At 67.7% G+C, this 26,964-nt stretch carries 28 protein-coding genes and 1 pseudogene; 14 read left to right on the top strand and 15 right to left on the bottom strand.

The annotated features are described in order from the left end of the window. Positions 1 to 2: 2 nt before the first annotated feature. Positions 3 to 1,052 carry a biotin/lipoate A/B protein ligase family protein gene (locus tag ACK8HH_RS12165; protein ID WP_062367865.1) on the bottom strand — a complete coding sequence of 350 codons (1,050 nt, stop codon included), beginning with the start codon at positions 1,050 to 1,052 and terminating at the stop codon, positions 3 to 5. A 240-nt stretch (positions 1,053 to 1,292) separates the two neighbouring features. Between ACK8HH_RS12165 and ACK8HH_RS12170 the strand changes: the two genes are divergently transcribed. Further along, entirely contained in the window at positions 1,293 to 1,931 is a 639-nt protein-coding gene (locus tag ACK8HH_RS12170; RefSeq protein ID WP_045539162.1) for a hypothetical protein, read from the top strand. A 98-nt stretch (positions 1,932 to 2,029) separates the two neighbouring features. Beyond that, the gene (locus tag ACK8HH_RS12175; protein WP_062367866.1) at positions 2,030 to 2,650 is read left to right on the top strand and encodes a DUF4203 domain-containing protein; all 621 of its coding nucleotides are present in this window, start codon (positions 2,030 to 2,032) and stop codon (positions 2,648 to 2,650) included. A 79-nt stretch (positions 2,651 to 2,729) separates the two neighbouring features. Here the strand turns inward: ACK8HH_RS12175 and ACK8HH_RS12180 are convergent, their stop codons facing one another. Beyond that, complete coding sequence (locus tag ACK8HH_RS12180) at positions 2,730 to 2,939, bottom strand: CsbD family protein (protein ID WP_006897852.1); 210 nt, start codon at positions 2,937 to 2,939, stop codon at positions 2,730 to 2,732. A gap of 272 nt (positions 2,940 to 3,211) precedes the next feature. Between ACK8HH_RS12180 and ACK8HH_RS12185 the strand changes: the two genes are divergently transcribed. After that, positions 3,212 to 3,919 carry a DUF6319 family protein gene (locus ACK8HH_RS12185; RefSeq protein WP_062367867.1) on the top strand — a complete coding sequence of 236 codons (708 nt, stop codon included), beginning with the start codon at positions 3,212 to 3,214 and terminating at the stop codon, positions 3,917 to 3,919. Positions 3,920 to 4,101: 182 nt separating this feature from the next. On the opposite strand, the gene ACK8HH_RS12190 is transcribed toward ACK8HH_RS12185, so the two are convergent. After that, positions 4,102 to 4,485 carry a TIGR03618 family F420-dependent PPOX class oxidoreductase gene (locus ACK8HH_RS12190; protein ID WP_006897673.1) on the bottom strand — a complete coding sequence of 128 codons (384 nt, stop codon included), beginning with the start codon at positions 4,483 to 4,485 and terminating at the stop codon, positions 4,102 to 4,104. 199 nt (positions 4,486 to 4,684) lie between these two features. On the opposite strand from ACK8HH_RS12190, the gene ACK8HH_RS12195 reads away from it, so the two are divergent. Further along, positions 4,685 to 5,665, top strand: a complete 981-nt coding sequence (locus ACK8HH_RS12195; RefSeq protein WP_006897672.1) for an NYN domain-containing protein — start codon at positions 4,685 to 4,687, stop codon at positions 5,663 to 5,665. Positions 5,666 to 5,681: 16 nt separating this feature from the next. Here ACK8HH_RS12195 and ACK8HH_RS12200 read toward each other — a convergent pair whose 3' ends face one another. After that, complete coding sequence (locus ACK8HH_RS12200; RefSeq protein ID WP_278124289.1) at positions 5,682 to 7,289, bottom strand: class I adenylate-forming enzyme family protein; 1,608 nt, start codon at positions 7,287 to 7,289, stop codon at positions 5,682 to 5,684. 159 nt (positions 7,290 to 7,448) lie between these two features. Here ACK8HH_RS12200 and ACK8HH_RS12205 point away from each other — a divergent pair, with 159 nt between their 5' ends. Both ACK8HH_RS12205 and ACK8HH_RS12210 read left to right on the top strand, forming a co-directional pair. Next, positions 7,449 to 10,820 (top strand): SNF2-related protein, encoded by a 3,372-nt coding sequence (locus ACK8HH_RS12205; RefSeq protein ID WP_412475223.1) that lies wholly within the window; start codon positions 7,449 to 7,451, stop codon positions 10,818 to 10,820. A 56-nt stretch (positions 10,821 to 10,876) separates the two neighbouring features. Continuing rightward, positions 10,877 to 12,058 (top strand): MFS transporter, encoded by a 1,182-nt coding sequence (locus ACK8HH_RS12210; RefSeq protein ID WP_412475224.1) that lies wholly within the window; start codon positions 10,877 to 10,879, stop codon positions 12,056 to 12,058. A gap of 206 nt (positions 12,059 to 12,264) precedes the next feature. Here ACK8HH_RS12210 and ACK8HH_RS12215 read toward each other — a convergent pair whose 3' ends face one another. The 5 genes from ACK8HH_RS12215 to ACK8HH_RS12235 form a co-directional block, all read right to left on the bottom strand. Further along, positions 12,265 to 13,524, bottom strand: coding sequence for a deoxyguanosinetriphosphate triphosphohydrolase (locus tag ACK8HH_RS12215; protein ID WP_222111707.1), 1,260 nt, complete (start codon positions 13,522 to 13,524; stop codon positions 12,265 to 12,267). A gap of 43 nt (positions 13,525 to 13,567) precedes the next feature. Further along, the gene (locus ACK8HH_RS12220; RefSeq protein WP_039867897.1) at positions 13,568 to 14,056 is read right to left on the bottom strand and encodes a cold-shock protein; all 489 of its coding nucleotides are present in this window, start codon (positions 14,054 to 14,056) and stop codon (positions 13,568 to 13,570) included. Positions 14,057 to 14,207: 151 nt separating this feature from the next. After that, positions 14,208 to 15,038 carry a mycofactocin-coupled SDR family oxidoreductase gene (locus ACK8HH_RS12225; RefSeq protein ID WP_006897666.1) on the bottom strand — a complete coding sequence of 277 codons (831 nt, stop codon included), beginning with the start codon at positions 15,036 to 15,038 and terminating at the stop codon, positions 14,208 to 14,210. 84 nt (positions 15,039 to 15,122) lie between these two features. Beyond that, positions 15,123 to 15,878 (bottom strand): hypothetical protein, encoded by a 756-nt coding sequence (locus tag ACK8HH_RS12230; RefSeq protein ID WP_006897665.1) that lies wholly within the window; start codon positions 15,876 to 15,878, stop codon positions 15,123 to 15,125. 163 nt (positions 15,879 to 16,041) lie between these two features. Further along, on the bottom strand, positions 16,042 to 16,350 hold the full coding sequence (locus tag ACK8HH_RS12235) for a GlsB/YeaQ/YmgE family stress response membrane protein (protein ID WP_006897664.1): 309 nt from the start codon (positions 16,348 to 16,350) through the stop codon (positions 16,042 to 16,044). 214 nt (positions 16,351 to 16,564) lie between these two features. On the opposite strand from ACK8HH_RS12235, the gene ACK8HH_RS12240 reads away from it, so the two are divergent. Then, entirely contained in the window at positions 16,565 to 17,467 is a 903-nt protein-coding gene (locus ACK8HH_RS12240; protein ID WP_006897663.1) for an alpha/beta fold hydrolase, read from the top strand. Positions 17,468 to 17,497: 30 nt separating this feature from the next. On the opposite strand, the gene ACK8HH_RS12245 is transcribed toward ACK8HH_RS12240, so the two are convergent. After that, positions 17,498 to 18,907 (bottom strand): WS/DGAT/MGAT family O-acyltransferase, encoded by a 1,410-nt coding sequence (locus ACK8HH_RS12245; RefSeq protein WP_045538854.1) that lies wholly within the window; start codon positions 18,905 to 18,907, stop codon positions 17,498 to 17,500. Positions 18,908 to 19,000: 93 nt separating this feature from the next. Between ACK8HH_RS12245 and ACK8HH_RS12250 the strand changes: the two are divergent. Both ACK8HH_RS12250 and ACK8HH_RS12255 read left to right on the top strand, forming a co-directional pair. Beyond that, positions 19,001 to 19,629 (top strand): annotated as a pseudogene (locus tag ACK8HH_RS12250) (pyridoxamine 5'-phosphate oxidase family protein). Continuing rightward, positions 19,623 to 20,291, top strand: a complete 669-nt coding sequence (locus tag ACK8HH_RS12255) for a phosphoribosyltransferase (RefSeq protein WP_082083978.1) — start codon at positions 19,623 to 19,625, stop codon at positions 20,289 to 20,291. The pseudogene ACK8HH_RS12250 and the gene ACK8HH_RS12255 overlap by 7 nt, the downstream one beginning before the upstream one ends. A gap of 36 nt (positions 20,292 to 20,327) precedes the next feature. Here the strand turns inward: ACK8HH_RS12255 and ACK8HH_RS12260 are convergent, their stop codons facing one another. Continuing rightward, a complete protein-coding gene (locus ACK8HH_RS12260) occupies positions 20,328 to 20,465 on the bottom strand; it encodes a hypothetical protein (RefSeq protein ID WP_278124303.1) in 138 nt (45 codons plus the stop codon). 159 nt (positions 20,466 to 20,624) lie between these two features. Between ACK8HH_RS12260 and ACK8HH_RS12265 the strand changes: the two genes are divergently transcribed. Then, positions 20,625 to 21,167 carry a CG0192-related protein gene (locus ACK8HH_RS12265; RefSeq protein WP_006897657.1) on the top strand — a complete coding sequence of 181 codons (543 nt, stop codon included), beginning with the start codon at positions 20,625 to 20,627 and terminating at the stop codon, positions 21,165 to 21,167. A gap of 15 nt (positions 21,168 to 21,182) precedes the next feature. Here ACK8HH_RS12265 and ACK8HH_RS12270 read toward each other — a convergent pair whose 3' ends face one another. Beyond that, a complete protein-coding gene (locus tag ACK8HH_RS12270; RefSeq protein ID WP_278124304.1) occupies positions 21,183 to 22,574 on the bottom strand; it encodes a glycine--tRNA ligase in 1,392 nt (463 codons plus the stop codon). Positions 22,575 to 22,833: 259 nt separating this feature from the next. On the opposite strand from ACK8HH_RS12270, the gene ACK8HH_RS12275 reads away from it, so the two are divergent. Beyond that, entirely contained in the window at positions 22,834 to 23,235 is a 402-nt protein-coding gene (locus ACK8HH_RS12275; protein WP_278124305.1) for a hypothetical protein, read from the top strand. A gap of 3 nt (positions 23,236 to 23,238) precedes the next feature. Here ACK8HH_RS12275 and ACK8HH_RS12280 read toward each other — a convergent pair whose 3' ends face one another. Further along, positions 23,239 to 23,688 carry a nitroreductase family deazaflavin-dependent oxidoreductase gene (locus tag ACK8HH_RS12280; RefSeq protein WP_278124307.1) on the bottom strand — a complete coding sequence of 150 codons (450 nt, stop codon included), beginning with the start codon at positions 23,686 to 23,688 and terminating at the stop codon, positions 23,239 to 23,241. Between the two features lie 96 nt (positions 23,689 to 23,784). Here ACK8HH_RS12280 and ACK8HH_RS12285 point away from each other — a divergent pair, with 96 nt between their 5' ends. Genes ACK8HH_RS12285 through ACK8HH_RS12295 form a run of 3 tightly spaced genes read left to right on the top strand, consistent with a single transcriptional unit; the run spans position 23,785 to position 25,309 of the window. Further along, positions 23,785 to 24,120, top strand: a complete 336-nt coding sequence (locus ACK8HH_RS12285; protein WP_278124309.1) for an ArsR/SmtB family transcription factor — start codon at positions 23,785 to 23,787, stop codon at positions 24,118 to 24,120. Beyond that, complete coding sequence (locus ACK8HH_RS12290) at positions 24,117 to 24,542, top strand: Fur family transcriptional regulator (protein ID WP_006897652.1); 426 nt, start codon at positions 24,117 to 24,119, stop codon at positions 24,540 to 24,542. Before ACK8HH_RS12285 ends, ACK8HH_RS12290 begins: the two co-directional genes overlap by 4 nt. A gap of 32 nt (positions 24,543 to 24,574) precedes the next feature. Continuing rightward, positions 24,575 to 25,309, top strand: coding sequence for a Clp protease N-terminal domain-containing protein (locus tag ACK8HH_RS12295; RefSeq protein ID WP_045538843.1), 735 nt, complete (start codon positions 24,575 to 24,577; stop codon positions 25,307 to 25,309). 10 nt (positions 25,310 to 25,319) lie between these two features. On the opposite strand, the gene ACK8HH_RS12300 is transcribed toward ACK8HH_RS12295, so the two are convergent. Together ACK8HH_RS12300 and recO are read right to left on the bottom strand one after the other, a co-directional pair. Beyond that, positions 25,320 to 26,117 carry an isoprenyl transferase gene (locus tag ACK8HH_RS12300; RefSeq protein ID WP_045538841.1) on the bottom strand — a complete coding sequence of 266 codons (798 nt, stop codon included), beginning with the start codon at positions 26,115 to 26,117 and terminating at the stop codon, positions 25,320 to 25,322. 13 nt (positions 26,118 to 26,130) lie between these two features. Continuing rightward, positions 26,131 to 26,952 (bottom strand): DNA repair protein RecO, encoded by an 822-nt coding sequence (recO, locus tag ACK8HH_RS12305; RefSeq protein WP_006897649.1) that lies wholly within the window; start codon positions 26,950 to 26,952, stop codon positions 26,131 to 26,133. Between the last annotated feature and the right edge of the window lie 12 nt (positions 26,953 to 26,964).

Consider the following 26,964-nt stretch of genomic DNA (forward strand, 5'->3'; position numbering starts at 1 on the left):
CACTACGGCACCCGGTACGTCCACTCCTGACTGCTGAACTTCTCGTCGACCAACTCCTGCGCGGCCGCCAGTTCCGTATCCGTGTACCCGGCCTCCCGCGTCCGGTACCGCCCGCGGAAGTGATCTAAGAACGCCTCGATGATCGCTGCACGCGTCATCCCCGTCTGCGACCGCATCGGATCCACGCGCTTGCCGGAGCTGGTGATCCCCTTGTCGGAGATCTTCTCTCGCCCGATCCGCAGGACCTCGGTCATCTTGTCGGCGTCGATGTCGTACGACATCGTGACGTGGTGCAGCACGGCGCCGGCGACGATGCGCTTCTGCGCGGCGCCGCCGATCTTGCCGTGGTCGGAGACGATGTCGTTGATCGGGACGTAGCGGGCGTTGACGCCGACGTCGGCGAGGGCGCCCATCACCCACTGGTCGAGGAACTCGTACGACCGCTCGAAGCTGAGTCCGTCCACCAGCGATGTCGGCACGACGAGCGAGTACGTGATGCAGTTGCCCGGCTCCATGAACATCGCGCCGCCACCGGATATGCGACGGACGATCCCGATGCCGTGGCGGGCGGCGGCCTCCTCGTCGACCTCGTTGCGGACCGACTGGAACGAGCCGATCACGACGAGCGGCGAGTCCCAGTCCCAGAAGCGCAAGGTCGGCGGGCGAGTCCCCGCCGCCACCTCCCGCAGGAGCACCTCGTCGAGCGCGACGTTCATCGCGGGCGCCATGACGACCGGTTCGACGACGTCGAAGGTGTGGTCGTGCCAACTCGTGGCATGACCGAGCGCACGACGGATCGCAATACCGACCGAGTCGGGCGTGAAGCCGACCATCGAGACGTCAGCGGTCAGTGCCGCTTGAATGAGCGCGCCCAAATCGGACGCATCGGCCGTCACGGGCGCACCGGTGACGGCCTCGGTGATGACGTCGAGAGCGTCGTCCGGTTCGAGGAAGAAGTCGCCCGACAGCGATACCCGCGAGAGCCTCCCATCCTCGACGTGGACGTCAATCACCACCAGCTTGCCACCAGGAACTTTGTATTCGCCGTGCACTCGTCCAGCGTACGGCCGCAGGTACGCCGCAGAGTTCCCGCTCCTGAGTCGATCGGGGCGCGAGAGCGCGCAATCGAGATCCACCCGAACGGACCACACCGACCGCCTGTCACCAGCGCTGATCGTCATACGACCGCCGCAGACGTCGGCGCGCGGGACGTGCAGCGATCAGATTCTTGTCGTAGCTCAGTCGTACGTTCTCGGAACCATCGCAAAACAGACAGAACGAAGGACGAGGAAATGAACGAACACGACGCGGGCAACGACGGTCCCACGGGCAGACCAGTCCCGCCGACCGGCGAACATCATTTCGCCGCCGCCGGGTATCCCCCGCCCACGAGTCCATTCGCGACACCGCCGGGAACCCTTGCACCACCCGAAAGCGCTGCCGCGCCGAAGCGCCCGCGTAAGCGTGGCCGGATTCTGTTCGCGATCGTCGCAGCGGTGTTCATCGCAGTCGGCTCGGGTGCAGTGGGATACGCGATCGGGTCGGACGAGTCCGCGACCTCCGGGACCGAGACCGCGGCATCGCCCGAATACAGCTACCCGCCGACGACTGGGGTCTCGACCGTCCCGGTCACGGCAGCCGACTTCAGTCTCTCCGTCCTGACAGAGGAGAAGAAGTGTTTCGGTTCCGCCGGCTGCCTCGTCACGGTCTCTCTCGAGCCGACCTTCAAAGGTGCTTCCAGCGTCCTCACGGACCGTAGTTTCAAAGTCCTCTACGAGATCGACGGCGGCGAGGATCCGATCCTCGACAAGTTCACGATGGTGGGCACACAGGTGACCATCGACCAGAGCACATCGGTCGAAACACCGTCGAGCGACACCGAGGTCACTGCCAGGGTGACGCAGGTCGTGGAGACAACGGACGAGGGCTGACCAGAACCGGCGGCCGCGGCGCGCTGCGAACGTACGCACTTCGTCCTCGCCAGGCGAAGCCGCCCATTCGGACATGAAGCGCGCACTACGCTTACGCCATGTCCAGCATCCTGATCGGCTTCATCGCCATCATCATCGGCATTCTGTTCTGCTTCCGAGGCGTGGTGGCGATGCGTGTCGTCATCGCAGTGTGGGGCGCCTTCGTCGGCCTCAATCTCGGTGCGGGGCTCGTCTCCGCCGTCACCGGGGACGGCTTCTTCTCAACTGCGGTCGGATGGATCGTCGGCATCGCGGTCGCGATCCTCTTCGCACTCCTGGCGTACCTGTACTACGCGGTGGCGGTGACGCTGGCGATGGCCTCCATCGGTTTCGTCCTGGGCACCGCACTGATGGCCGCGATCGGAGTGACCTGGAACTGGGTCATCATCGTGGTCGGCGTGCTCGTCGGCATCCTCCTGGCGGTCGCTGCCATCGCGCTGAATCTGCCGGCGCTACTGCTCGTGGTGCTCAGCGCACTCGGCGGCGCCACGGCGATCGTCGGCGGGCTCATGCTTCTGACGTCGACGATCGCGCTCGACGACTTCTCGCGGGCGAGCGTCACATTCACCATCGGCCATCACTGGTGGTGGTACGCCGCCTACATCGTGCTCGTCATCGCGGGCGTGGTGGCTCAGGCGCGCGTCATCGGACGCGACCAGGACCTGCACCAGCAATGGTGAACACGGACTGATCTCCCTGCTGAACGACGGCGGCCCGCCACCCGAACTCTCGGGTGGCGGGCCGCTCCGGTCGGTACGGTCAGCGGCCGGTCAACTTGTCTTTCACGGCGTCGACGCCTTCCTTGACCTTGTCCGCAACCTCGGTGACCTTCTCCTTGGCGGCAGACTTCCCCTGGTCGGTCTGCCCCTCGGTACGCAACTGGTCATCGTCGGTCGCAGCGCCGACGGCTTCCTTCGCCCGGCCCTTCAGGTCTTCAGCCTTGTTCTGTGCATCGTCGGAAAAGCTCATCTGTCCTCCTTGAATAGCGGATGGATCTGCATCTTCCACACTTCGTCGCCACTCGTTTGGACGACACTTCCGACGGTACCCACTCCCCTTCGACCCTGCAGGACACGAGGTGACACCATCCGCAGTGGCATCGCCGACACCTCGCCGCATCCCCCGTCCATGTCACTGAGCAGCGGGCCCACCGACGCACCGGATCGCACATCTGTGCGAACATGTCGTCCGGCTGTGGCACAGTGTTCACAGCCGCATCTGAACGAGGAGAAAGGCCCGCCATGCCCCCGCGCCGCCGCTTGGCATCGGAGTCTCTGACCGCTGACGACCTCGCCTCCCTGAACTCGGCATTGGCCGAGGGGCGACGCGCCACGGTGTATCTGCGCGAGGGCACACCCAGCCTCGGCCTCGCGCCCGGCGCCTCGGCGCGCGTGATCGCGATCGCCGGGACGACGCTGACCATCAAACCGCGCGGCGTCGACGACGAACTCCCCTACGAAGCCGATGAACTGCGGATGACCAAGGACGCACCACCTCAACCGGCGAAGGCGGCGAAGGTCGCGAAGCCCGCGGCAGCGAAGAAGGCCGCTCAGCCGAGACCGGCCGCAGCACCGAAGACCGACGCAGCGGCGGCTCAGACACGAGCTACCGCGGCGGCGCTGAAGACTGCGGCCAGGCCGGCGAAGCGCGCGGCGGGCAAGAAGGCACCGTCGTCGGTGACGGTGACGGTCTTCGGTTCGGCCGACAACGAATGGTCGGTATCGGTGACCCGGGGCGGACGCAAGCCCACGCGGTCGCGCAGTGTCGCTGCTGACTCCGTCGAGTCTGCGATGCGCGAACTCGGTGACGACGCCGCGTTGGGAGCGGCGTCGTCGGTGCTGAACGCGGCGCGGGAGGAGGCTCAGCGGCGGGTCGAGGAGCTGAGCCGGGAGCTGGAAGCGGCTCGGCGAGCGTTGGCGGCACTGGAGGGGCAGTCGGAGTCGGAGTGAAGGGGCGTGGCGGGTTGGTGATCGTCTCGATACGCCCGGCTCACTGCGTTCGCTGGGCTACTCGACCGGCCTTGGGGGTGACGTCGGCCTGCTCGGCGGGCCTAGAAAGTGGAGCGGGGATGCTCGGCGGGCCTAGAGGTGGCGTCGGCCTACTCGACGAACGTGAGCTGTGACGACAACGCTCAACCCATTCCGACCTTCTGCACCGTCGGTTCGATCACCGCGACCACCCTCGGGTCCTCGCGCGGGTAGGGTACCGGGATGTACTTGGCCGCGACGCGGTCGACGATCTCCCAGCCGGCGTCGCCGTCGATCCAGTCCACCACTCGACCGCGGACCGTCACCGGCGTGAACGGATCGTCGGCGGTGGCGATCGAGAGCGCGACGCGCGGATCGCGCCGCAAGTTGCGCGCCTTCACCGAGCCAGGACCGGTGAAGACGACGATGCGATCGCCGTCGGTCCCGACGAAGACCGGGACGACGTGCGGTGAGCCGTCGGGAGAGACGGTGGCGACGTGGGCGATCGGGGCGCCGTCGAGGACGCGCCGGAGGTCCGAGGTGAGCATGGCTGGTCCTTTCGCTCTGACTGGGACGCTAGTCGCCGCGGAGCCCTGCTGAAATCAGTTCGCACAACCGATGCCGAGGGAAGATTCACCCCGCGCGGCACTGAGCGGACTGATTTCAGCAGGGCCCCGTGATTACTCCGAGGTAACAAGGGCGGCGTTTCGGCCGGTGGACCGTCTCCGGCCCTGCGATAGTCGAACCATGCGCCCGACATGCAGCTTGTACATAGACACCGGATACCTCCTCGCGTCGGCCGCCACCCGCGTCGCCGGAACATCGTTGCGCGGCAGCATCAACGTCGAGTACTCGCGTCTGATCGACACACTGGTCGACACCGCCGAACACCTCTCCGGCCTCCCGACGCTGCGGGTGCACTGGTACGACTCCGCCGACAACGGCGTTCCCAATGCCACACAGCAACGCATCGGCGAACTGGCCAAGGTGAAGCTCCGACTCGGCCGCTTCGGCGTCAACGGCGAGCAGAAGGGCGTCGACCTCCGCATCGGCCTCGATCTCGTCGCGCACGCCCGCAACAGCACCTCCGACGTCTTCTTCCTCGTGTCCGGCGACGACGACCTGACCGAGGCCGTCGAAGAAGCACAGGTACACGGCGTGCAGGTGATCCTGCTGGCGGTGCCGAACGCCGACGGCAAGTCGCACGGCGTCAGCAGGCACCTGATCCGCGCCGCGGACGACCTGCACCGGATCGACGGACCCGCGATCGACCGTTCCGTTCTCAGCGTGGATCGCCAGCCCGCCCCGAAGCCGTCGGCGCCGGTCACCGCCAAACCCGGGCCGGTCGCACCCAAACCCGCCGCGCGCACACCGCTCGACGCCGCCGCCGCGTCGGTGGCCGCACGCGCTACTCCCCCGCCCGCACCGACCGGCGTGCTGGCCTACAGCTCCACCACCGGATCGGTGGCACACGTGATGCCGGAGTTCGACGACGCCGAGCAGGAGCAGATCATCGGCGACGTCGTCGGCCGCGTGCTGGCGGCCTTCCGCAAGAGCGCCACCCCGCAGGAGACCGCGGAGCTCGAGCGCGCACGACCCTCCATCCCGCGCGACATCGATCGCGCCCTCCTGCTCGACGCCTCGGAGGCGATGGAGCGCTACACCGTCGACGAGCCCGTCCGCTTCCGCCTCCGTCAACGATTCTGGGACGAGTACGACGCCGGCTGACCCACATTCCGGCAGCTCACCGTGAGCGCATGAGGTGCTTCTGAATCTTGCCGGTCGCCGTCTTCGGGAGAGCGTCCACCACGACCACGCTCTTGGGCGCCTTGAATCCGGCGAGGCGCTCGCGCGCCCACGACTGAATCTCCTCCGACCGCGTCTCACCGGAGTCGGCAGGCTCACTGAGCACGACGAACGCGGTCACCGCCTCACCCCAGTGTTCGTCGGGCACGCCGACCACCGCGACTTCGGCGACCGACTCGTGTCCGAGCAGCACCCGTTCCACTTCCACCGACGAGACGTTCTCGCCGCCCGATTTGATGATGTCCTTGGCGCGGTCGGTGAACCACACGACGGCCTCGTCGTCGAGATAGCCGATGTCGCCGCCGTGGAACCAGCCATGCGCGAAGGCTTCGGTGTTCGCGTCGCGGTTGTTCCAGTAACCCTCCATGAGTTGCGGTGCGCGATAGACGATCTCGCCCTCCTGACCGGTCGGCAGGAGGGCGCCGTCGCCGCCCATGATGGCGATGTCGGTGCTGACCGTCGCCGGCCCCCACGAGGCGTCCTTGACACCCTGGTGGCCCGACCACTGCAACTCCGAGGCCGGCGTGGTCTCGGTCTGCCCCGAGCCGAGGATGATCGCGGCGTTGGGGAACCTCGACCGCAGCGCCGCGAGCAGTTCGGCGGGCATCGGCGCCATCGCGTACAGCCCGGTGACGAGGCTGTCGGTGTCCCCCTCCGCCAGCGCGGGCTGCTGCAGGAGAGCGGCCCACATCATCGGGAGCATCGTCAGGTGCGTCACCGCACGCCGGGTGAACACCTCGGCGAGCGCGGCGGGGTCGAAGCCGCGCAGCAGCACCACCGTCGCGCCGACGGTCAACGACGGCAGCAGCAGCGCATCCAGGGCCGTGACGTGGAACAGCGGCAGCACAATCGGTTGCACCGCGGGGCGGGTGTCCGGCCGCAGACCGAGGCCCAGTGCCGAACTCAGCACCGAGATCTGCACGGCCACATGCGAAGTCACCACGCCCTTGGGCCGCGACGTGGTGCCGGAGGTGTAGAGGCAGTGCAGGATGTCGCGGTCGTCGACGATCGTCTCGACGACGGACCGGTCGACGGCGAAGACCTCGTCGAAGGCCACCGACCGCAACCCGGCCACCGTGTCGGGTGCCGTGCCGGCCACGATCACCTCACCGAGGCGATCCGATGAGGCCTCCGCGACCGCCGGCTCGAGCACTCCGAGGAACACATCCTCGGTGACGATGGCGCGGACGCCGCTGTCGGCGAGTTGGTAGGCGATGTCGGACGGCGAGAGCAGCAGATTGAGCGGCATCGCCACCACGCCGATCTTGGCGAGTGCGAAGAACGACGTGACGAACTGCCAGCTGTTCTGCAACTGCAGCGCGATGGCGTCACCCCGCTCGTAACCGCGTTCGAGCAGCCCCCGCGCCAGCGCGTTGGCACGTGCCTCGAGTTCGGCGTACGAGAGTTCGAGGTCGCCGTCCACCAGGGCTGTGCGCGTGCCGTAGTGGGCGGCGCTGCGAGTCAACAGGTCGCCGACGCAGACGCGATGCGTCAGGTTGACGGTCAGCGGGTCGACACCGGACAGGTCGGGGCGCATTCCGGACATCAAGAACTCCTTGCAGTGGATCGCGGGGACACGCGGTCGGCGTGAGGCGACCGTAGCGCAAAAACAATCGTTCGTGACTGTTTTTCGCGGATGTGCTGGTCACACACGTCGAAGCACCGTCGCCGCGGCACGCCGCCGATCCCGACTACGCTGGATCCGATGACCTCCCCCGACTGGACCGACGAGCAGGTCGACGCCGTCCTCGGCGCCTTCGACACTCGGACGCTGCAGCGTGCGCGGTCGTACGCCACCAACGGCATGATCACCGGTATCGACTGGTCCGACGGCGTCCTCACCGGCGTCTCACTCGGCTCCGGTGAGCAGCGCTACCGGTGCAAGGTCACAGCCGCCTGGGATGGCCCGAAGCCGCGGGTGTCCGCGAGCTGCACCTGCCCGGTCGCGATCCGCTGCAAGCACTGCGCGGCGCTGGTCATGGCCGCGACCGCCGAAGGCACGGCCGTCGCCCGGCGGTCGTCGTCGGCGCACTCGGCCCTCCCGCTTTCACGATGGCGCACTCTGATCGACGAGATCTCGAAGTCGTCGCAGTCCGTCGAGCACACCCCGGACGGTCCGGAACTGCCACTGGCACTTCAGTTCTCCGTACACCGCAGCTATCGCGGCGCCGACTCCGTCCGTCTCCGGCCGCTCACCATGAGCGAGCAGGGGCGGTGGGTCAAGACGCGCGTCACCTGGAAGACGATCCTGTCCGGAAAGACCGCCGACCGCCATCCGGAGAAGTCCCTCGACGTCCTGACCCGATTGGCCTCGGCGCTGGCGATCAGCGGACAGAGCGCCTCCATCGGTGACGAGATGTCGCTGCTGATGGCTCCGCCGAGCATCTGGGTCCTGCTCGACGAGGCCCGCGACGCGGGCGTGGAGTTCGTCAACGCGCGGTCGTCGAAGAGCACGACCGTCGAGTACGGCGATCACCTCAGCACCCGACTGCACGTCACCGCTCAGCGTGCCGGCGTCCATGTGGCGCTCGAGGTGCTGGTGGACGGTCGGCCCGTTCCGCCGGACGCCTTCCAGTTCCCGATCGGCAGGCCCCGCGCGCACGGCATCGCGCAGGAGGTCGGCGACGTCCTGTACATCGGCCCGCTGCCCCGGCTGACCACCACCGAATCGATGCTGCTGGTGAGCCGGGTCCCACTGGAGGTGAGCGACGACGAACTCGGCGACTTCCGCGAGGCGCTGCCGACCCTGCAGGCCGACCGCGCCGTGGTGGTGGAACCCGGAGCGTTCCCGGCCGCCGACCTCGCCGGTCCGTTCCCGGTACTGCGCATCGAGACCGGTGAGCACCCGTGCGCCACCTGGTCGACGGCGTACGAGACCGACGGCGAGGTCCACGAGTTCCCGACGCAGGGCACCGAGACCGGCCGGTTCCGCAACGCGGCGGCCGAGCGCGCGATGTGGGACGAGGTGCGTCCCGAGCTGGAGATGGTCGCCCGCAGCAGCGCCCACTGGGTGGCAGCCGCCGCCGATCTCCTCGAACGTCGGCTGCCGAAGTACCGCTCCGACTATCGTCGCTTCAATCGGATGTACGCCGTCCTGCGTCAGCTCCGCGGCGGCTGCACGGTCGCGGCGGCGTTCGATTCTCTTCCCGACTTCCGCACCGTTCCGGTGCCGCTGTCACAGCTCGAAGTGGCGATCCTGTGCGCGGAGACGGTCCCGAAGATCACCGAGCTCGGCCGGGTGCGCGTCGACGTGGTCGGCGCACCGCCCGACTACCGTCCTGCCGAGGCGCCGCCGGTCCTGAGCTTCTCCGGCGACGGCGACGCGCGCAGCGACTGGTTCGACCTCCGCGTGGCACTCGACGTGGACGGCCACAAGATTCCGATCACCACGATCATCTCCGCCCTCGCGTCCGGCGAGACGCACATGGTGCTCGACGACGGTACGTACTTCGCCCTCGACATCCCCGCGCTGCAGACCCTGCGCGACCGGCTCGACGAGGCCCGGGAGATGGGCGAGCTCGACGGCGACCGCGTCAGCACGCACACCCTCAACGCATCACTGTGGGACGAACTGCTCGAACTCGGCGTGGTCGACGAGCAGCTCCGCCGATGGCGTGAACGCATCGCCCGTCTGGCCGCGGCCAGGCCGCCGCACTCGGTACCGCCGCCCGCGGGTCTCGACGCCCGGCTGCGGCCGTACCAGCAGGAGGGCCTGGATTGGCTCACGTTCCTCTGGGACAACGAGCTCGGCGGCGTGCTCGCCGACGACATGGGGCTCGGCAAGACGGTGCAGACTCTCGCGCTGATCCAGCGCGTAGTGGACGAGCGACCCGACGCCCGGTTCCTGGTGGTCGCGCCCACCAGCGTGATCGCCAACTGGGCCGCCGAGATCCACCGGTTCGTACCCGGCCTCGAGATGCTGACCGTTCCCGCCACCGAGAAGCGGGTCGGGACGCCGCTGGCCGATCGGATCGCCGACGCCCGGATCGTCGTCACCTCCTACGCGTTGCTGCGGATCGACTACGACGCCTTCGCCCGGGTGCCGTGGACGGGTGCGATCTTCGATGAGGCGCAGTTCCTCAAGAACCACAACTCCAAGACCTACCAGGCCGCACGGCGGCTGCAGGCCCCGTTCAAGCTCGCGATCACCGGAACCCCGATGGAGAACCGCGTGATGGAACTGTGGTCGCTGGTGTCGGTGGTGGCGCCGGGACTCTACAGTTCACCGAAACTGTTCAAGGAGCACTTCGCCGACGCCATCGAAAGCGGGCAGGCTCCCGAGCGGCTGGCGATTCTCCGACGCCGGCTGCGGCCGATCATGTTGCGCCGCACCAAGGATCAAGTGCTCGTCGACCTGCCCGAGAAGCAGGAACAGTTGCTGCCGATCGAGCTCGAGCCCAAGCATCGAAAGGTGTACGACACCTATCTGGCCCGCGACCGCCAGCAACTCCTCGGGCTCTTGGAGGACTTCGACGGCAACCGCATCCAGGTGCTGCGTGCGCTCACGCGGCTACGGCAGTTGAGTCTGCATCCGGCGCTGGTGGACGACGAGCACGCCGCGGTGAACTCGGCGAAGATCGAGTACCTGTCCGAGCAGCTGCCCATCCTCATCGACGAGGGCCACAGTGCGTTGGTCTTCAGCAGCTTCACCGGCTTCCTGAAACTGATCGCCGCCCGGCTCGACGCGGCCGGGATCGCCTACAGCTATCTGGACGGCTCCACCGCGATCACCCGGCGCGGCGAGCAGATCGAGCAGTTCACCCACGGCCGCACCCGAGTGTTCCTCATCAGCTTGAAGGCCGGCGGCTTCGGACTGAACCTCACCGCTGCCGACTACTGCTTCATGACCGATCCCTGGTGGAATCCCGCCGCCGAGAATCAGGCCGTCGACCGCGCGCACCGCATCGGCCAGCACCGCGCGGTGACCGTCTACCGAATGGTGTCCACCGGCACTATCGAGGAGAAGGTGATCGACCTGCAGAACCGCAAACGCGAACTGTTCGACGCGCTGCTCGACGACGGCGCCGCGTTCTCCGGCGCGATCACCGCCGAGGACGTCCGCGGTCTGCTCGGATAGGCACGATGCCACACTGGTGAGCGACCGCTCACCGACCACGAGGAACCGCATCGCCGATGACGACGACAGCCGACCGCCGAAACCTCTGGACCGTGCTCGCGCTCCTGTTCACCACCGGCTGGGCCACCAACCATTTCGTCGCGATGATGCCGGTCCTTCGCGACCGCAACGGAATCGGCGATGCGGCGCTCGAAGGGGCGTTCGGTGTCTACGCGATCGGCCTGCTCCCCGGGCTGCTGACCGGCGGCGGGATCTCCGACCGCGTCGGACGCAAACCCGTGGTCCTCGTCGGCGCGACCGGAGCCGCACTCGGCAATCTGCTGATGCTCCTGTGGCACACCGAGCCCGGCGTCTTCGTCGGACGGTTCGCGGTGGGACTCGGCGTCGGGCTGGCTGTCAGCGCAGGGACCGCGTGGAGCGCCGACGTCGGCGGTTCTCGCGGCACGGTGTTCGCAGGCGCAGTCCTCACAAGCGGCTTCGCCGTCGGTCCACTCGCGTCGGGACTCATCGCTCAGTTCACCGACGGCGCCGCGCTGATCGCCCCCTTCGCGGTCACCGTGACCGGCTCGCTCCTGGCGGTCGTCGCGGGCCTCGCCGTGCCGAACTCGCGGCGCACCGTCTCGGAGAGCCCCGTCATGGAGAGCACCGACGTCACCGACTCCACCGTGCGCGGACCGCGGAGCCTGTCCCGCGCGCTGGTCACGAGCCTTCCGATGTCGCTGTGGGTGTTCGCATCGGTCACCATCAGTGTGGTGACGATGGCCGGGCGGATGTCGAGCTTCAGCGGTCCGTGGGTGCCGGGCGTCGCCGCCGTGCTCGCGCTGGGATCCGGCGTGGCCGTGCAGGTGATCGCGCGCCGAAACTACTGGGGTGCGCGCGCCGGAGTGTGCGGCGCCTTGCTGTCGGCCGTCGGATTCGTGATCGTCGCGGCGTCCGGGTCCGACCCGGCGCCGGTCGCCTTCGTCGCCGCATCCATCGTTCTCGGCAGCGGCTACGGGCTCTGCCTCCGCGAAGGCCTGCTCGACGTCGAGACCTTCGCTCCCGCCGACCGGATCGGGCTGGCCACCGGGATCTTCTACGTCGGCACGTACCTCGGGTTCGGGTTGCCGGTCTTGCTGCGGGTGATCGCACCCACGGTGGGGATCGTCGCACCGATCGTCGTGCTGGCGGTGATGGCCGCCGGCTGTGCGGGGATTCGCGGGATGCAGTTGCGGAGTGGGGTGCTGGCCGGCCGGTGATGCGGGGGTGGGTGGGGGTTTGCTTGGTCTCGATGCGCGGAGTCGCTACGCTCCCCCGCTTACTCGACGAGCCTGCCCGGGTGGAGATCACTCGACGAGCCTGACAGGGAAGACGTGCGAGACTGCGGTCTCGATGCGCGGGGTCGCTGCGCTCCCCCGCTTACTCGACGAGCCTGACAGGAGAAGCGTGGCGGGAGTTCGACGGGCTAGCCCAGGTGTGCCTGGACTTCGGCGCTGGACTTGTCGAGGCGCTCGAGGCGGCCCTCGGTCATGGAGGCGATCTGGTCGATCACCACGCGCATCCGGGCGTCGTCGTCGGCCGCGGCATTCCACGCGGCGGCGAAGATCGGGTCGAGGCCGCCCGGGGCGGTCACCAGGAGCATCTCGGCGACGCGGTGGATGCGCTCGCGCTGACGGTCCTGCTTGGCGCGGTGACTCGGGTCGGAGAAGATGAACCGCAGGGCGAGCGTCTTCAGTACGGCGACCTCGGCCGCCACATCGGCCGGCACCGAGAGATCCGCGTCGTACCGGCGCAGCGGACGTGCGCCCTCCACCCTGCGCGTCCGGGTGATCGCGGCCGAAGCGAAACGCCCGATGAGCTCGCTCGTGAGTCGCTTGAGCCGCGTGTACGCCTCCAACGAACCGTCGAACTCGCCGAGCGAGGCGAAGATCTCCATCTCCGACAACCGCTGCGCCGCCCCGACCAGCGGATCGGCGGTGAGCCCGTCGAAGTACTGCATGCCGAGCTGCGCCAGATCGTGCTGATCGGTGGGCGAACTCAACTGGCGCAGATCGATCCGCCCGCCGATCACTCCGTCTTCGAGGTCGTGCACCGAGTACGCGACGTCGTCGGACCAGTCCATCACCTGGGCCTCCAGACAGCGCCGGCCGTCGGGCGCGCCGTCTCGCACCCAGTCGAGCGCGAGGCGGTCTTCGACGTATGCGCCGTACTTGGTGCCGGGCGCCGTGCGCGACCACGGGTACTTGAGCGTTGCGTCGAGCGCCGCCCGGGTGAGGTTGAGACCGGCGCTGACCCCGTCCGGGCCGACGATCTTCGGTTCCAGCGCGGTCAGGATGCGTAGATTCTGCGCGTTGCCTTCGAATCCGCCACGGTCGCGGGCCACTTCTTCAAGAGCCCGCTCGCCGTTGTGCCCGTAGGGCGGGTGGCCGATGTCGTGGGCGAGTCCGGCGAGTTCGACCAGATCCGGGTCGCAGCCCAGACCGACCGCGATACCGCGGCCGATCTGGCCGACCTCCAGCGAATGGGTCAGACGAGTCCGCGGGTTGTCGCCCTCCCGCGGACCCACCACCTGTGTCTTGTCCGCGAGTCGCCGCAGGGCCGCGCTGTGCAGCACCCGGGCGCGGTCGCGGGCGAAGTCGCTGCGATGGTCGGTCGCGGGATTCGCGCCCGCGGCGATCTTGGGCGCCTCGACGACCATCCGTTCCAGGTCGTGAGCGTCGTACATCGCCACGGGCGGGCCGCCCGCGGACCGATCGGCGTCGGTCAAACTACTCCGACCAGCCGCGCTGGGATGCCATGTCCAGGAGACCGGATCGGATCGCGACGATCTGACGAGCGGTCAGGTCCGGCGATGCGTCGAGCAGCAGCTCGGTGATCTCGTTGAACAGACGGCCGCCGCCCCGATTGCCGAAGCGTCGCGGTCCGCGGTCATCACGGCCGCCGCGCCGGTCGTCACGGCGGTCGCCGCGATCGTGCCGGTCGCCGAAGCGGCCGCGGCCCTCGTCACGGCGCTGGGCGCGCTCGGCGGCGGGCGACTCGCCCTCCGGAGCCTCCTTGGTCACCTTCACGTTCAGTGCCTTCGCGCCACGATCGGTGCTCTCGACGTCGAACTCGACCTCGGCGCCGGGGCGCAGCAGGGTCTCATCGATGCCCACGTCGTTGATGTGCAGGAAGACGTCGTCTCCGCCCTCCGCGGGCGCCAGGAATCCAAAACCACGATTGGTGTCGAAATGCACGACCTTGCCGTTGACAGCCACCACAAACTCTCTCTCCAAAGCACGCCCACACCGCGAACCCCTTGCCCGCGCGACGCACTCCCCTACTACTATGCCTCAAAACCGTCAGCCGACCGAGCTGAAGTGCCTGGTAGTGATCGGAATGTCAACCGGTCGACGACCACCGCGGCTCCTACTGACGCGTCGCATTCGTCCCGAGGCTCACCTCGACCACCGTGCCGGTGATGACGCCGGGGTCGTCGACCAGATACATCACCGCGCGGGTGACGTCGGCCGGTGCCAGCCACGGCACGCCCAGCGGACTCCAACCGGCGAAGACCTGAGCGAGATCGTCCTGCGTCGGATGTTCGATCGTCGGACAGAATCTCTTCATCGTCGCGGTGTTCAGCACCATCGGCGTCGCCACCGACGCCGGGCACACCACGTTCGCGGTGATGCCGTACGCACCCACTTCCAGGGCCAACGACTTGATGAATCCGATGATCCCCCACTTGCTCGCGGCGTAATGACTCAGATGCAGCATGCCGCCGCGGCCGGCTCCCGAGGAGATCCCGACGATGCGACCGAACCGGTTCTCCTTCATCAGCGTGAGAACGGCCTGCGCGCAGTTGAACGTACCGGTGAGATTGGTGTCGATGACGTCGGCCCATTGTTGGTGGGTCAGCGACTCGACCGGTTCGAACGAGCAGACGCCGGCATTGCACACGAGGATGTCGAGGCGTCTGCGTTCGTCGCGGATCCGCGAGACGAGCCCGTTCACCGCGGCCCGGTCGCGAACGTCCACCTGCGCCGATGTCACCGAGCCGCCGGTCGACTTGATCTCTCTCGCCGTCTCCGCGAGGTCGTTCGGATCGCTCATCGGGTAGGCGATCGTGTCGACCGGCGCCGCGATGTCGGTGACGACGACGTGCGCGCCCGCCGCCGCCAGGGCCAGTGCGTGCGATCGTCCCTGCCCGCGCGCCGCACCGGTCACCCAGGCCACTTTTCCGGTGAGATCAGTCATTGCCCGCCTCCTCGAATCGTCGACTCCATTGTCTCGCTTCGGCGGAGGGGTGTGCACGCGATCGGGAGACCTTTTCCCGACCGGCTACTTCACGGTCGCGATTCCCAGCGACGGGAAGAAGTAGCACGTGACCGGCGCGTCCTCGCTGCCGCCGGCCTTCTGCATCGTGCCGTAGATCGCCGAGAGAACCGTGCCCGAGCCGGTCTTGACGATGCCGCCTCGAGCGCCGTTGGCCGGAATCGCCGCGACGACCGAGCCGAGCGTCTTCCGGGCGAGGGTCCGCACCAAGGCGCTGGCATCCGCTTCCTTCAGGCGTGCGTCCACGGCGTCGACGATCGAGTCGCCGAGCCCCTTCATGGGCTCGCCGAACCCGCCGTCGAGGGTGTTGACGTTGAACCACGCGACACGCATGCCGCTCTTGTCCTTGGTGTCGGAGAACTTGTCGACCGGCACGAAGCCGTAGAGCACCTCGCCCTTCTGAATCGCGTTGATGTCCTTGTCCTTGACGCGAAGCGACTTGTTCAGGTCACCGAGGAGCGGAGTGATCGATCCGGGCATCGCGCCGCCGACCGCCGACGGCATCGACAGATCGGTGCACAGTCCCTTGGTCGGCGTGAACGGAGTGATGCCGAGCTTCTTGAGGACCGCGTTGGCCTCGTCGATCGAGTCGATCACCGATGCGGCGTCGTTCGGCTGAGCGGCGACCTCGTGGAGTGCGGCACGGGCGGCAGCCGCGTCGCGGGAGGTGTCGGCGTGTGCGGCGGGTGCGGCGACCGCGCCTCCGACGAGTGCGGCCGACGCGGCGACCGACGCGATCGTGAAACGAAATGACCTGGACAATGTGACCTCCGGGGCTGAAGTGACTGGTGTTTCGACTGAGTATGGGGCCACTTCGCTCCGAAACAGCGCCCTGAGACCGAGTTGAGACCCGCAGATCAGCGCACGAGAACGGCGGCGGGTCCCCGACCGAAGCCGAGGACCCGCCGCCGTTGCGAACTGGCGTTCAACTGCCCGAACTGCCGCGCACCTTCTCCACGATCCACAGCAGGATCACCGAACCGAGCACTGCCGTCAGGAGGGTGAACCACCAGCCGCCGGACGCGGTGTCCAGGAAGAAACTCAAGAGAAAACCGCCGATCAGCGCGCCGATGACGCCGATGACGATGTTCATCAGGATCCCGGCACCGCCGCCCTTGACGATCTTTCCGGCGATCCAGCCCGCGATCGCGCCGATGACCAGATAGCCGATCCATCCGACATTGGTGGTCGTACTCGAGCGCGCCAGGATCTCACTCACTGCAATTGCGTCCATTTGCCCATCCTTTGTCTCGACTGCTGTGCCTCCACGCTACGAGACAAGGGATAACGGTCGCTCCGATGACATGAAGCGTTATCTGGATGTCATCTGCGCACCACTTCCGAGAAGTGACGGCGCTCGGATGACCGGCCACCGACACCTCATGGCATAGTGATCGCAAATGCAACATGTTCTAGTTCCTGGGGCTCCGGGAACGAAGGGGCGACCTATGAATCCTGCTCGACGAGACCTGACCGCCGCGCGCGCACCGCGAGTCCGGCTGCCGAGAGTCGACATCCCCGCGGGCCGTCTGATCGAACTGCCCGGCCGGGGCTCCACCTACGTCACCGACACCGCCGGTCCCACCGCCGACGCACCGGCGATCGTTCTTCTGCACGCGCTGACGACCACCGGCCTGCTGACCTGGTTTCCGAGCATCCCGGAACTGTCGAAGCGGTTCCGGGTGATCACTCTCGACCTGCGCTGGCACGGTCAGGGCATCAAATCACCCGAGTTCAGCCTCCGCGACTGCGCCGACGACGCCGTGGCACTGCTGGACGTCCTCGGAATCGATGAAGCGATGTTCGCCGGCTTCTCGATGGGATCGCTGGTCGCTCAGCGTGTCTGGCGGCAGCATCCCGACCGGGCGGGCGGGCTGGTGCTCTGCGCCTCCACCGACGCCTTTCAGATGACCGCGACCGAACGGGTCTTCCACAACGGGATGGCGGGCATCACCTCACGCGTTCCCGGATCCGGTTCCCCGCGCCGCGCCGGCCGAGTTCAGGCGTCGCAGGTCGACCCGGCCGTCGACATCAACCGGTGGGCGCTCAACGAGTTCCGCTCCACGTCGCCGATCGCCGTCGGCAAGGCGGTCGGCGCCATCGGCAGGCACCATACGCGACCGTGGATCAGCCAGATCGATGTGCCGACCGCCGTCGTGGTGCCCCTGCGCGACCGCGCGATACCGCCGGCCCGGCAGATCGCGATGGCCCGCCGCATCCCGGGCGCCACGGTGCACGAGGTGGACGGCGGTCACTCGTGCTGCGTGATCGATGCCGACAAATTCGTGCCGGTATTCGCGCACGCCTGCAGCGTGGTGCGGGCGCGGTGGCGCGAGCGCGCCGAGTCGTGATGCCCGCCGCGCCATTCGCCCACTTCGCGCCTACCCCGCGGGCGCGACCTGTTCTTTGAGCCGCCCGAGTTCCTCCGGGAAGTGGGCGACGAGCTTCTCCGGGCTGCGCATGCTGTCCTCACACGCGATGACGCCCACGTGGACGACGCCGTTGTTCGACAGCACCGTGATGTTGACGCCCGCTCCGTGGAAGACCGGGCCCAGCGGGTACATCCCGTCCATCCGTGCCCCCATGAAGTACAGCGGGATCGGCGGACCGGGGACGTTCGAGATGACCAGGTTGTGCACCACCGGATGCCGGTCGGCCAGGCGCAGTCCCGCATATGCGCGCACGGCGAGCCCGAACGTGCGCGGCGCGGCGAACTCGGCCCAGTCCTGCAGGGTGTCCGCGGAGATCGCGTTGTGATGGTCTTTCGCGTGCTTGTTCGCCTCGGTCATCGCGGTCAGCCGCTCGAGCGGGTCGGCGATGTCGGTCCCGAGCCGGGTGAACAGCGCCGAGACCTTGTTCGCCCCGTCGTCACGCTTGGACTCTCCGCGCACCGAGACCGGCACGGTGGCCAGCAGCGACGAGTCGGGCAACTCGTCGCGTTCCAGGAGATAGTCGCGCAGAGCGCCGCCGGCGATGCTCAGCACGATGTCGTTGACCGTCGCACCGGTCGCGCGCCGGACCGCCTTGACGTCCTCGAGGTCCATATCGCCCACCGCGATGGTGCGGTGACCGGTGATGGTGCCGTTGAACGAGGTCCGCGGCGCGGTGAGCGGAGGCGCCATCGCGGTGCCGTGCTGGGCGCGGCTCACCGTCTCGGTGATCAGCCCCAGGGTCGGACTCAGCATCTTCGGGATCGACAGCGGTCGCGACAGCGTGCTCACGATGCCGCGGCCGAAGAGTTCGAGCGACCCCGGCGACCGTCCGTCCATGGGGATCTCATCGGTGGCCAGCGGTGGCGCGTCCGGTTCGAGACTGCACAGGTATGAGATCAGATTGGCGCCCGACGCGCCGTCGACCGTGGCGTGATGCATCTTCGTGAAGACGACCAGTTTCTCCTCGCCGTCCTCGCCGCGGTATCCCTCGATGACGTTCATCTCCCACAGCGGGCGGCCGCGGTCCATCGGGAGCCCGGCCAGATGACCGCACATCTCCATGAGTTCGGCGTGGCCGGCGGGTGCCGGCAGTGCCATCCGGTGCAGGTGGTGGTCGATAGCGAAGTGCTCGTCCTTGACCCACACGGGGTGGCCGAGATCGAGCGGAACGCGTCGCACCCGCCGAGTGAACTGGGGAACTCGGCGCACACGCTCGTCGAGTGTGGCTCGGAAGGTCGCGAACGAATACCCGCCGGGAACCGTGGACTTGTCCATGACCATCACCGAGCAGACGTGCATCAACTGCTCGGGTGTCTCGAGGTAGAGGAAGCTGGCATCCAGGCCGCTCAATCGTTCCATGACCATGGAGAATAGCGGAGAATTAGAACCTGTTCTAATTACTGACGAGTATCGGATGACGCGGTTCCGGTGGCCCCGCCTAGCCTGGAGACCGTGGGAGATCGGTATCAGCACATCGCGTTCGGCGACGCAGCCGTTGCGCGGCAACGCATCACCGGCAGCGTGGTGGCCTACGGCGCGGGTCTCGACACACCCGATTCGGGCCCGCAGCAGGTGACGCCGCGGGAGGTTCGGATCTCACCGGGGTGTTCGCCTTCCACATGGCGACGGTGACCCCCTCGGGGTGGCCGTACGTCCAGTACCGCAGCGGGCCGACCGGATTCGTCCACCACCTCGGCGGCAATCGCTTCGGATTCGCCGATTTCCGCGGCAATCAGCAGTTCGTGTCGGTCGGCAACCTGGAGACAGACGGTCGTGTCGCGCTCTTCGTCGCCGATCATCCGAAGAAGATGCGGCTCAAGGTCTTCGGGCGTGCCACTGTGATCGACGGCGACGCCGATCCCGAACTGCTCGAACGCCTGTCCCAGGTCGCGGACGGCCGGATCGCCGCACGATGCGAGCGCAGCATCGTCATCGACGTCGAGGCCTTCGACTGGAACTGTGCGCGGTCGATGGTGCCCTTGTACACCTCCGAACAGGTCCGTGAACGGGTGCAGCCGTATATCGATCAGATCCACCAGTTGCAGGACCGGGTCGACGAACTGGAACGGCGACTGTGGTGATATCGCGGAGGTTCTCGACTCGCCGGTACCGCGACCGCGCGCACGCCGGGCGGGTCCTGGCCGAGAGGCTGTCGTCCGATCTCCGCGGGCGCGACGACACGATCGTGCTCGCACTCCCCCGCGGCGGAGTGGACGTGGCCGCACCGATCGCCGAGGACCTGCGGGCGCCGTTGGACGTCTACCTGGTGCACAAGATCGGCGTGCCGTGGGAGCCGGAAGTGGCGGCCGGAGCCATCGGCGCCGACGATGCGGTGGTGATGAACGACGACGTCCTGCGCGCCACCGGCCTGACCCCGGCGAGGTTGGCCGAGGCCGTCGACGCGGCTCGCACCGAACTCCGGCGACGTGACGCCGCCTATCGGGACCGACGCCCGCAACCCGTCGTGGCCGGCCGCACCGTGGTGCTCGTCGACGACGGTGTCGCCACCGGCGCGACGATGAACGTGGCCGTCCGCGCGCTCCGAAGCCGCGGGGCCGGACGGATCGTGGTGGCAGTGCCCGCCGGCCCGGTCGGCACCGCGGACATGTTTCCCGAGGCCGACTCCGTCGTCTGTCCGTACACGCCGGAGGACTTCATCGGAGTCGGCGGCGCGTACGACGATTTCGCACAGCTCACCGACGCCCGCGTGCGTTCGGTTCTGGATCAGTTCACAGACCGCTGAGCCGGAAGCCCGGTGTGGGGTACGAGGATCGAGGCACTACCGACTCCGCTGGCGATACCACCACACGCCGAGGATGATCAGCCAGATCGGCAGGACCACGGCAAGCATCACCCACTGCTTCTGACCCACCATCAACCCCAACGCGATGATCATCAGGACACCGCTGAACAACATGATGAGCCTCGGGTTCACTGCGGTCCTCTCGTCGGCGTTGCACTACAGATACCCGATGGCGCGGACATCCATCACGCGACCCACCGGAACAGGACTTCCCGCCCACGTCGATCGCCGACGGCGCGAGACAGTCCCCACATCGCGCACTAGGGTCGTCACATGGCACTCGTTCACCAGGCGACCCTCTCGCCCACCAAGCTCGAACTGGTCACCGCCTACCTCGACAGCGTCCCGTGGGGCGGGACCGGAGAGGTGGAGATGATCGGCGGCTACCGCTTCGACGATCCTGCGGGCGAGGTCGGTGTCGAAGCTCTGCTGGTCTCGCGCGACGACCGCAGCCTGCACATCCCGCTGACCTACCGTGGCGCTCCGCTGCCGGAGGCCGACGAGTTCCTCGTCTCCACGATGACTCACTCGGTGCTCGGCGATCGCTGGATCTACGAGGCCGCCGCCGATCCCGTCGCCGTCGACTGCTTCGTGCGGGCATTGCGCGGGCGACAGGAACAGGCACGTCTCGAGATCCAGAGCAGCGACGGGTCCGTGACGATCCAGGAACCGCCGGTGCGAATCCGCCTCGAAGGCGCACCGGCCGACGCGACGGCGCTCGCCCTCAGCGACGACCTCGCCTCCCCGGTGTCGGGCGCGGCGTGGCTCGTCGCCGAATGGGACGGGGGCGCCGGCGTCGTGGCGGCACTGCGGTAGCGCCGCCAGCGCCCGTCAGACGCCGATCAGTTTGCCGCCGAGGTACTCCACGACCTTGTCGAGCGCGACCCGCTCCTGGCTCATGCTGTCGCGCTCGCGGATGGTGACCGCCTGATCGTCGAGGGTGTCGAAATCGACCGTGACACAGAACGGCGTGCCGATCTCGTCCTGTCGGCGGTAGCGCTTGCCGATACCCTGCGCGTCGTCGAACTCGATGTTCCAGTGCTTGCGCAGCTCCGCGGCGAGGTCGCGCGCCTTCGGGGACAGCTTCTCGTTGCGGGACAGCGGGAGCACCGCCGCCTTCACCGGCGCGAGCCGACGGTCGAGCTTGAGCATGGTTCGGGTGTCGGTGCCGCCCTTCGCGTTGGGCACCTCCTCCTCGGTGTAGGCATCGCACAGGAAGGCCATCATCGACCGGCCCAGTCCCGCCGCGGGCTCGATGACGTACGGGGTGTATCGCTCACCCGAGGCCTGGTCGAAGAACGACAGGTCCTCGCCCGAGGCCTTGCTGTGGGTCGACAGATCGTAGTCCGTGCGGTTCGCGACGCCCTCGAGCTCACCCCACGGGTTGCCGCCGAAGCCGAACTTGTACTCGACGTCCACCGTGCTCTTGGAGTAGTGCGAGAGCTTCTCCTTGGGGTGCTCGTACAGCCGCAGGTTCTCGGGATCGATCCCGAGGTCGATGTACCAGTTGTGCCGCGCGTCGATCCAGTACTTGTGCCACTGCTCGTCCTCGCCGGGCTTGACGAAGAACTCCATCTCCATCTGCTCGAACTCGCGGGTGCGGAAGATGAAGTTGCCGGGCGTGATCTCGTTGCGGAAGCTCTTGCCGATCTGCGCGATGCCGAACGGGGGCTTGCGGCGCGCCGTGGTCATCACGTTCTTGAAGTTGATGAAGATGCCCTGCGCGGTCTCGGGACGGAGGTAGTGCAGCCCCTCCTGGTCGTCGACCGGCCCGAGGAAGGTCTTGAGCAGCCCGGAGAAGGCCTTGGGCTCGGTCCACTGCCCCTTCGCGCCGCACTCGGGGCACGCGATCTCCGACATCGGGACCGAGTCGGGATCGTCGATCCCCTTCTTGAGCGCGTACGCCTCCTGCAGGTGATCCTGGCGCTGACGCTTGTGGCAGTTGGTGCACTCCACCAGCGGATCGGTGAAGACCTCGACGTGCCCGGAGGCCTCCCACACCCGCCGCGGCAGGATCACCGACGAGTCCAGTCCGACGACGTCCTCGCGCGAGGTCACCATCGTCCGCCACCACTGCCGCTTGATGTTGTCCTTCAGCTCCACGCCGAGCGGACCGTAGTCCCATGCGGAGCGTGTTCCGCCGTAGATCTCACCGCAGGGATACACCAGACCCCGCCGCTTGGCGAGGTTGACGACGGCATCGACTTTGGACTGCACAGCCACGGTTTTCTGATCTCCACGACGTAGGGGTTCGGACTTCTGTCACGGTGCTCGACGGTGGTCGTGCACGTCGCAGTACAGCGTAGTCGGTGGCGGGACGAGTGCGCCGGTCACCCGCACGGGGAGGCTCCGCGCGGGACTGCGCCGGAACCACCGCGGTATCGCCGGGTCAGTCGCACTGGCCGGAATTGTCGTAGGTGCCGCGTACGTTCGCAGCACCCGATGAGGCGCAGCGCCTCATCGCCGACTACGAGGAGCAACCATGAAACTCACCAAGCGAAGCGCCGTCGCCGGAGCCGTCGTGGCCGCCGCGGCCACAGCCTGTGCGATCGCTGCCGGCCCGGCCGCCGCCGATTCGGCGGATCCGACCGTCGGCGACACCGTGAGGTACGTCTTCTTCAGCGACACGCAGGTGAATGAGTCGCTGGCCTGGTACGACGCCTACGACGACATGCAGACCATGTCGCGCCCGTCGCTCCCGACCCGCTCCAAGGATCGGAAGACGTGGTCCGGAAGCATCACCGTCACGTCGCGGTCGACGTATCAGTTCACCGGCAGTTCTTTCCAGACCAGCGGCCACTACGCCGCCTGCCGCACCTATGTGAACGGGGTCCTCGTCTCCGAGGACAGCAGCACCGGCCGATACGCGGTGGCCTTCTGCTGATCGTCAGCGATCCAGGGTCAGTTCGAGATAGGGGATCTGGTCGATCGGCAGACCGGTCGACTCCTCTATCACTCCCGCCAGTTCCGCGTACGCCTTCGGGTGCTCGCGGCGGTAGCGGTCCAGGACCGCGGCCGACTCCTGCGGGGTGAGAACTCGCGCGGTCGCCGGTCGATCGCGGTCGAAACCGATCCAGACGCGGCACCGCGGATCGGCCTGAAGGTTGCGGAACCACTGGGAGCTACGACCGAAGCCCGACGCGATGATCACTCGGTTCCGGTCCGGCCGTTCCACCCTTTCCAGGGCGACGTACCGGGGCTTACCGGACTTGCGGCCCGTGTGCTGCAACAGCAGCAGCCGACCGCCGAAGAGGAACCCGAGTCCCGCGCGGAAGAGCGGTATCGGTGAACGCACGAACCACCGGGTCCGCAGCGCCCGCGCACCGATGCTGGTCATACCCAGGCACGCTACGCTGCGCCGGCCGAGGCCACAGGCAAATGAAAATCAGTTCCTTTAGGATGGAGGTGTTGAATCCCTTTCGAAGGAGCAGTCATGAGTCAGTCGGTGATGTCGCCGGCGCTGACCGCCGACCGCCGGGCGCACGGCGCCGCCAGCGAGTTGCTGCGGGCGCTGGCCTCGCCCGCCCGGGTGTCGATCGTCATGACACTGCGCGACCGGCCGATGTGCGTCCACGAACTGGTCGACGCCCTCGCACTGAACCAGCCGCAGGTGAGCCAGCACCTCCGCGTCCTGAAGCAGTCGGGAGTGGTGGTCGGGAGCCGGCGCGGCCGGGAGGTCGAGTACTCGCTGGCAGACGATCACGTCGCACACATCGTGGTCGACGCAGTCCTGCACGCCACTGAGCATCGGACGGAGGCGCAGGCATGAGCGACACGGCGAACAAGCCGGTCACCGGCCAGCGGTCCACCAAGCAGCGGGCGGCGATCGCCGATGTGCTGTCGGACACCGACGACTTCCTGTCGGCCCAACAGCTCCACGACAAACTGCGTGAGCGGGGCGAGTCGATCGGACTGACCACGGTGTACCGCAACCTCCAGGCGCTCACCGCGGCCAGGCAGATCGACGCGATCTGGGACGGATCAGGCGAGACCCGCTATCGGCACTGCTCCACCGGACACCACCATCACCTGGTATGCCGCGAGTGCGGAACCACCGTGGAGATCAAAGCCGACAAGGTGGAGCGATGGGCCGACTCGGTGGCCTCGGAGAACGGCTTCGCCGACATCTCGCACACCGTCGAGATCTTCGGGACGTGCAGAGACTGCACAGCAGCGTCAACCAACCGTTGACGAGAGCTCCTGCGTCAACTTAAGGTTGACTCATGGCTGAGAAGACCTCCCTGACTCCCACCGTCCGACTCGACGACCTGATCGACACGATCAAGAAGGTGCACGACGATCCGCTCGATCAACTGTCCGACGCGGTGCTGGCCGCCGACCACCTCGGCGAGGTGGCCGACCACCTGATCGGCCACTTCGTCGATCAGGCACGCCGCAGCGGTGCGTCCTGGACCCAGATCGGGACCAGCATGGGCGTCAGCAAACAGGCCGTGCAGAAGCGGTTCACACCGAAGGACCCGGGTACGGCGGCCGATCTGAACCCGGCTCAGGGGTTCAATCAGTTCACCCCTCGTGCGCGCAATGTCGCGGCCGCCGCACACAACGCCGCCGAAGCGGCGGGCAACAGCGAGGTATCCCCCGCGCATCTGCTGCTCGGGCTGCTCGACGACCGCGAGTCGCTGGCGGTGACGCTGCTGGCCGCGCTGCGCGTCGACGTCGACGCGCTGGCCGCCGGGGCGTCCGAGGCCCTGCCCGAACCGGGTGAGGCACCGGAGGTGATTCCGTACGACGCCGCCGCACGCAAGGTGCTGGAACTGACTTTCCGCCATGCGCTGCGTCTGGGGCACAACTACATCGGCACCGAGCACATCGTGCTCGCTCTGCTGGAGGTGGAGGACGGTCGCGGTCCGCTCAGCGACGCCGGTGTGACGCCCGAAGCCTTTGAAGAGCGGCTGACGGAGGCGCTCGCGCAGTTCACATCGGCGACGCCGGACTGACGTCCCGGCCTCAGGCGCTCCCGAATCGTCGGTCGCGCTTGGCATACTCCAGGCAGGCGGCCCAGAGGTCCCGGCGGTCGAAGTCGGGAAACAGCTTCTCCTGATAGACCATCTCGGCGTACGCGCTCTGCCACAGCAGGAAGTTCGACAGCCGCTGCTCCCCCGACGGACGGAGGAACAGGTCCACGTCGGGCATGTCGGGCTCGTCGAGGTACTTGGCGAAACTCGCCTCGGTGATCCGTTCGGGATCGATCTCCCCCCGCGCCGCCCGGCGGGCGATCTCCCTCGCCGCATCGGCGATCTCGGCCCGGCCGCCGTAATTGACGCACATGGTCAAGGTCATGACGGTGTTGTTCCGGGTGAGTTCCTCGGCGACCTCGAGTTCTTTGATCACGCTGCGCCACAGCTTCGGCCGTCGCCCGGCCCACCGCACGCGGACGCCCATCTCGTTCATCTCGTCGCGGCGGCGCCGGATCACGTCGCGGTTGAAACCCATGAGGAACTTGACCTCTTCCGGGCTGCGCGACCAGTTCTCTGTGGAGAACGCGTAGGCGGACAGATGCGTGACGCCCAGCTCGATGCAGCCGCAGACACTGTCCATCAACACGGCCTCACCGCGCTTGTGTCCCTCGGTGCGCGGCAGGCCGCGTTCCTTGGCCCACCGGCCGTTGCCGTCCATCACCAGCGCGATGTGTTTCGGTATCAGCTCGGCGGGGATCTCCGGCGGTGTGGCTCCGGACGGATGCGGATCGGGCGGGCGCACCTCGACGGGTGCGGACGCCTGGGCGCGGCGGGTGAGACGAGCCATCAGCTCCGGCCTTTCATGCGGTTTCGGTGACTGCGACGCCGGCGCCCGGGACGTCGGTCCGGGCGGCGCCTTCGCTCGCGGGTCGCTCGATCAGACTATGCGGCGCCTGCCGTTCGATGAGCGGCAAGGTGCGCAGTTGCCGTTCCAGATGCCACTGCAGATGCGCGGCGGTGAGACCGGTCGCCTGACGGCGTTGCGACGGCGTCGCGAGCAGGACGTGATCCCACTCTCCGCGCGCCAGCGCCTCCATCAGATCGAGCACCCCGACCGACGGGGTGGCCGCACCGGCCGGGCGGCAATGCACGCACACCGCGCCACCGGCCGCGACGTGGAACGCGCGGTGCGGTCCCGGTGAAGCGCACCGTGCACACACCGACAGCGCGGGCATCCAGCCGGCCGACGACATCGCACGCAGGAGGAAGGCGTCCAGAATGAGCTGACGGTCTCGGCGGTCCTCGGCGAGCGCTTCGAGGGCGCCGACGGTGAGCCGGTGCAGATGCTGTGCCGGCGCCCGCTCCTCACCGGCCAGACGCTCGGCGGTCTCCAGTACCGCGCACGCGGTGGTGTACCGGCCGTAATCGGCGACGATGAGATCGCTGAAAGCGTTCAGGCTGTGCACCTGGGTGATGACGTCGAGATTGCGACCGGGATAGAAATGGACGTCGACGTGCGCGAACGGCTCAAGCCGCGCACCGAATTTCGAGCGCGTGCGCCGCACGCCCTTCGCGACCGCGCGCACCAGACCATGCTCGGCGGTGAGAAAGGTGATGATGCGATCGGCTTCGCCCAGCTTGTGTTGGCGCAGCACGACGGCCTCATCCTGGTAGAACCTCACCCGACCATTGTG

Source organism: Gordonia sp. LUNF6 (assembly GCF_047041125.1).
Lineage (GTDB): Bacteria > Actinomycetota > Actinomycetes > Mycobacteriales > Mycobacteriaceae > Gordonia > Gordonia sihwensis.

Excerpts from the sequence above, each read along its gene's own strand:
- ACK8HH_RS12170 (WP_045539162.1), top strand. The coding sequence starts at position 1,293 with ATGAACGAACACGACGCGGGCAACGACGGTCCCACGGGCAGACCAGTC.
- ACK8HH_RS12175 (WP_062367866.1), top strand. The coding sequence starts at position 2,030 with ATGTCCAGCATCCTGATCGGCTTCATCGCCATCATCATCGGCATTCTG.
- ACK8HH_RS12180 (WP_006897852.1), bottom strand. The coding sequence starts at position 2,939 with ATGAGCTTTTCCGACGATGCACAGAACAAGGCTGAAGACCTGAAGGGC.
- ACK8HH_RS12185 (WP_062367867.1), top strand. The coding sequence starts at position 3,212 with ATGCCCCCGCGCCGCCGCTTGGCATCGGAGTCTCTGACCGCTGACGAC.
- ACK8HH_RS12190 (WP_006897673.1), bottom strand. The coding sequence starts at position 4,485 with ATGCTCACCTCGGACCTCCGGCGCGTCCTCGACGGCGCCCCGATCGCC.
- ACK8HH_RS12195 (WP_006897672.1), top strand. The coding sequence starts at position 4,685 with ATGCGCCCGACATGCAGCTTGTACATAGACACCGGATACCTCCTCGCG.
- ACK8HH_RS12200 (WP_278124289.1), bottom strand. The coding sequence starts at position 7,289 with ATGTCCGGAATGCGCCCCGACCTGTCCGGTGTCGACCCGCTGACCGTC.
- ACK8HH_RS12205 (WP_412475223.1), top strand. The coding sequence starts at position 7,449 with ATGACCTCCCCCGACTGGACCGACGAGCAGGTCGACGCCGTCCTCGGC.
- ACK8HH_RS12210 (WP_412475224.1), top strand. The coding sequence starts at position 10,877 with ATGACGACGACAGCCGACCGCCGAAACCTCTGGACCGTGCTCGCGCTC.
- ACK8HH_RS12215 (WP_222111707.1), bottom strand. The coding sequence starts at position 13,524 with ATGTACGACGCTCACGACCTGGAACGGATGGTCGTCGAGGCGCCCAAG.
- ACK8HH_RS12225 (WP_006897666.1), bottom strand. The coding sequence starts at position 15,038 with ATGACTGATCTCACCGGAAAAGTGGCCTGGGTGACCGGTGCGGCGCGC.
- ACK8HH_RS12235 (WP_006897664.1), bottom strand. The coding sequence starts at position 16,350 with ATGGACGCAATTGCAGTGAGTGAGATCCTGGCGCGCTCGAGTACGACC.
- ACK8HH_RS12240 (WP_006897663.1), top strand. The coding sequence starts at position 16,565 with ATGAATCCTGCTCGACGAGACCTGACCGCCGCGCGCGCACCGCGAGTC.
- ACK8HH_RS12245 (WP_045538854.1), bottom strand. The coding sequence starts at position 18,907 with ATGGAACGATTGAGCGGCCTGGATGCCAGCTTCCTCTACCTCGAGACA.
- ACK8HH_RS12260 (WP_278124303.1), bottom strand. The coding sequence starts at position 20,465 with ATGTTGTTCAGCGGTGTCCTGATGATCATCGCGTTGGGGTTGATGGTG.
- ACK8HH_RS12265 (WP_006897657.1), top strand. The coding sequence starts at position 20,625 with ATGGCACTCGTTCACCAGGCGACCCTCTCGCCCACCAAGCTCGAACTG.
- ACK8HH_RS12275 (WP_278124305.1), top strand. The coding sequence starts at position 22,834 with ATGAAACTCACCAAGCGAAGCGCCGTCGCCGGAGCCGTCGTGGCCGCC.
- ACK8HH_RS12280 (WP_278124307.1), bottom strand. The coding sequence starts at position 23,688 with ATGACCAGCATCGGTGCGCGGGCGCTGCGGACCCGGTGGTTCGTGCGT.
- ACK8HH_RS12285 (WP_278124309.1), top strand. The coding sequence starts at position 23,785 with ATGAGTCAGTCGGTGATGTCGCCGGCGCTGACCGCCGACCGCCGGGCG.
- ACK8HH_RS12290 (WP_006897652.1), top strand. The coding sequence starts at position 24,117 with ATGAGCGACACGGCGAACAAGCCGGTCACCGGCCAGCGGTCCACCAAG.
- ACK8HH_RS12295 (WP_045538843.1), top strand. The coding sequence starts at position 24,575 with ATGGCTGAGAAGACCTCCCTGACTCCCACCGTCCGACTCGACGACCTG.
- ACK8HH_RS12300 (WP_045538841.1), bottom strand. The coding sequence starts at position 26,117 with ATGGCTCGTCTCACCCGCCGCGCCCAGGCGTCCGCACCCGTCGAGGTG.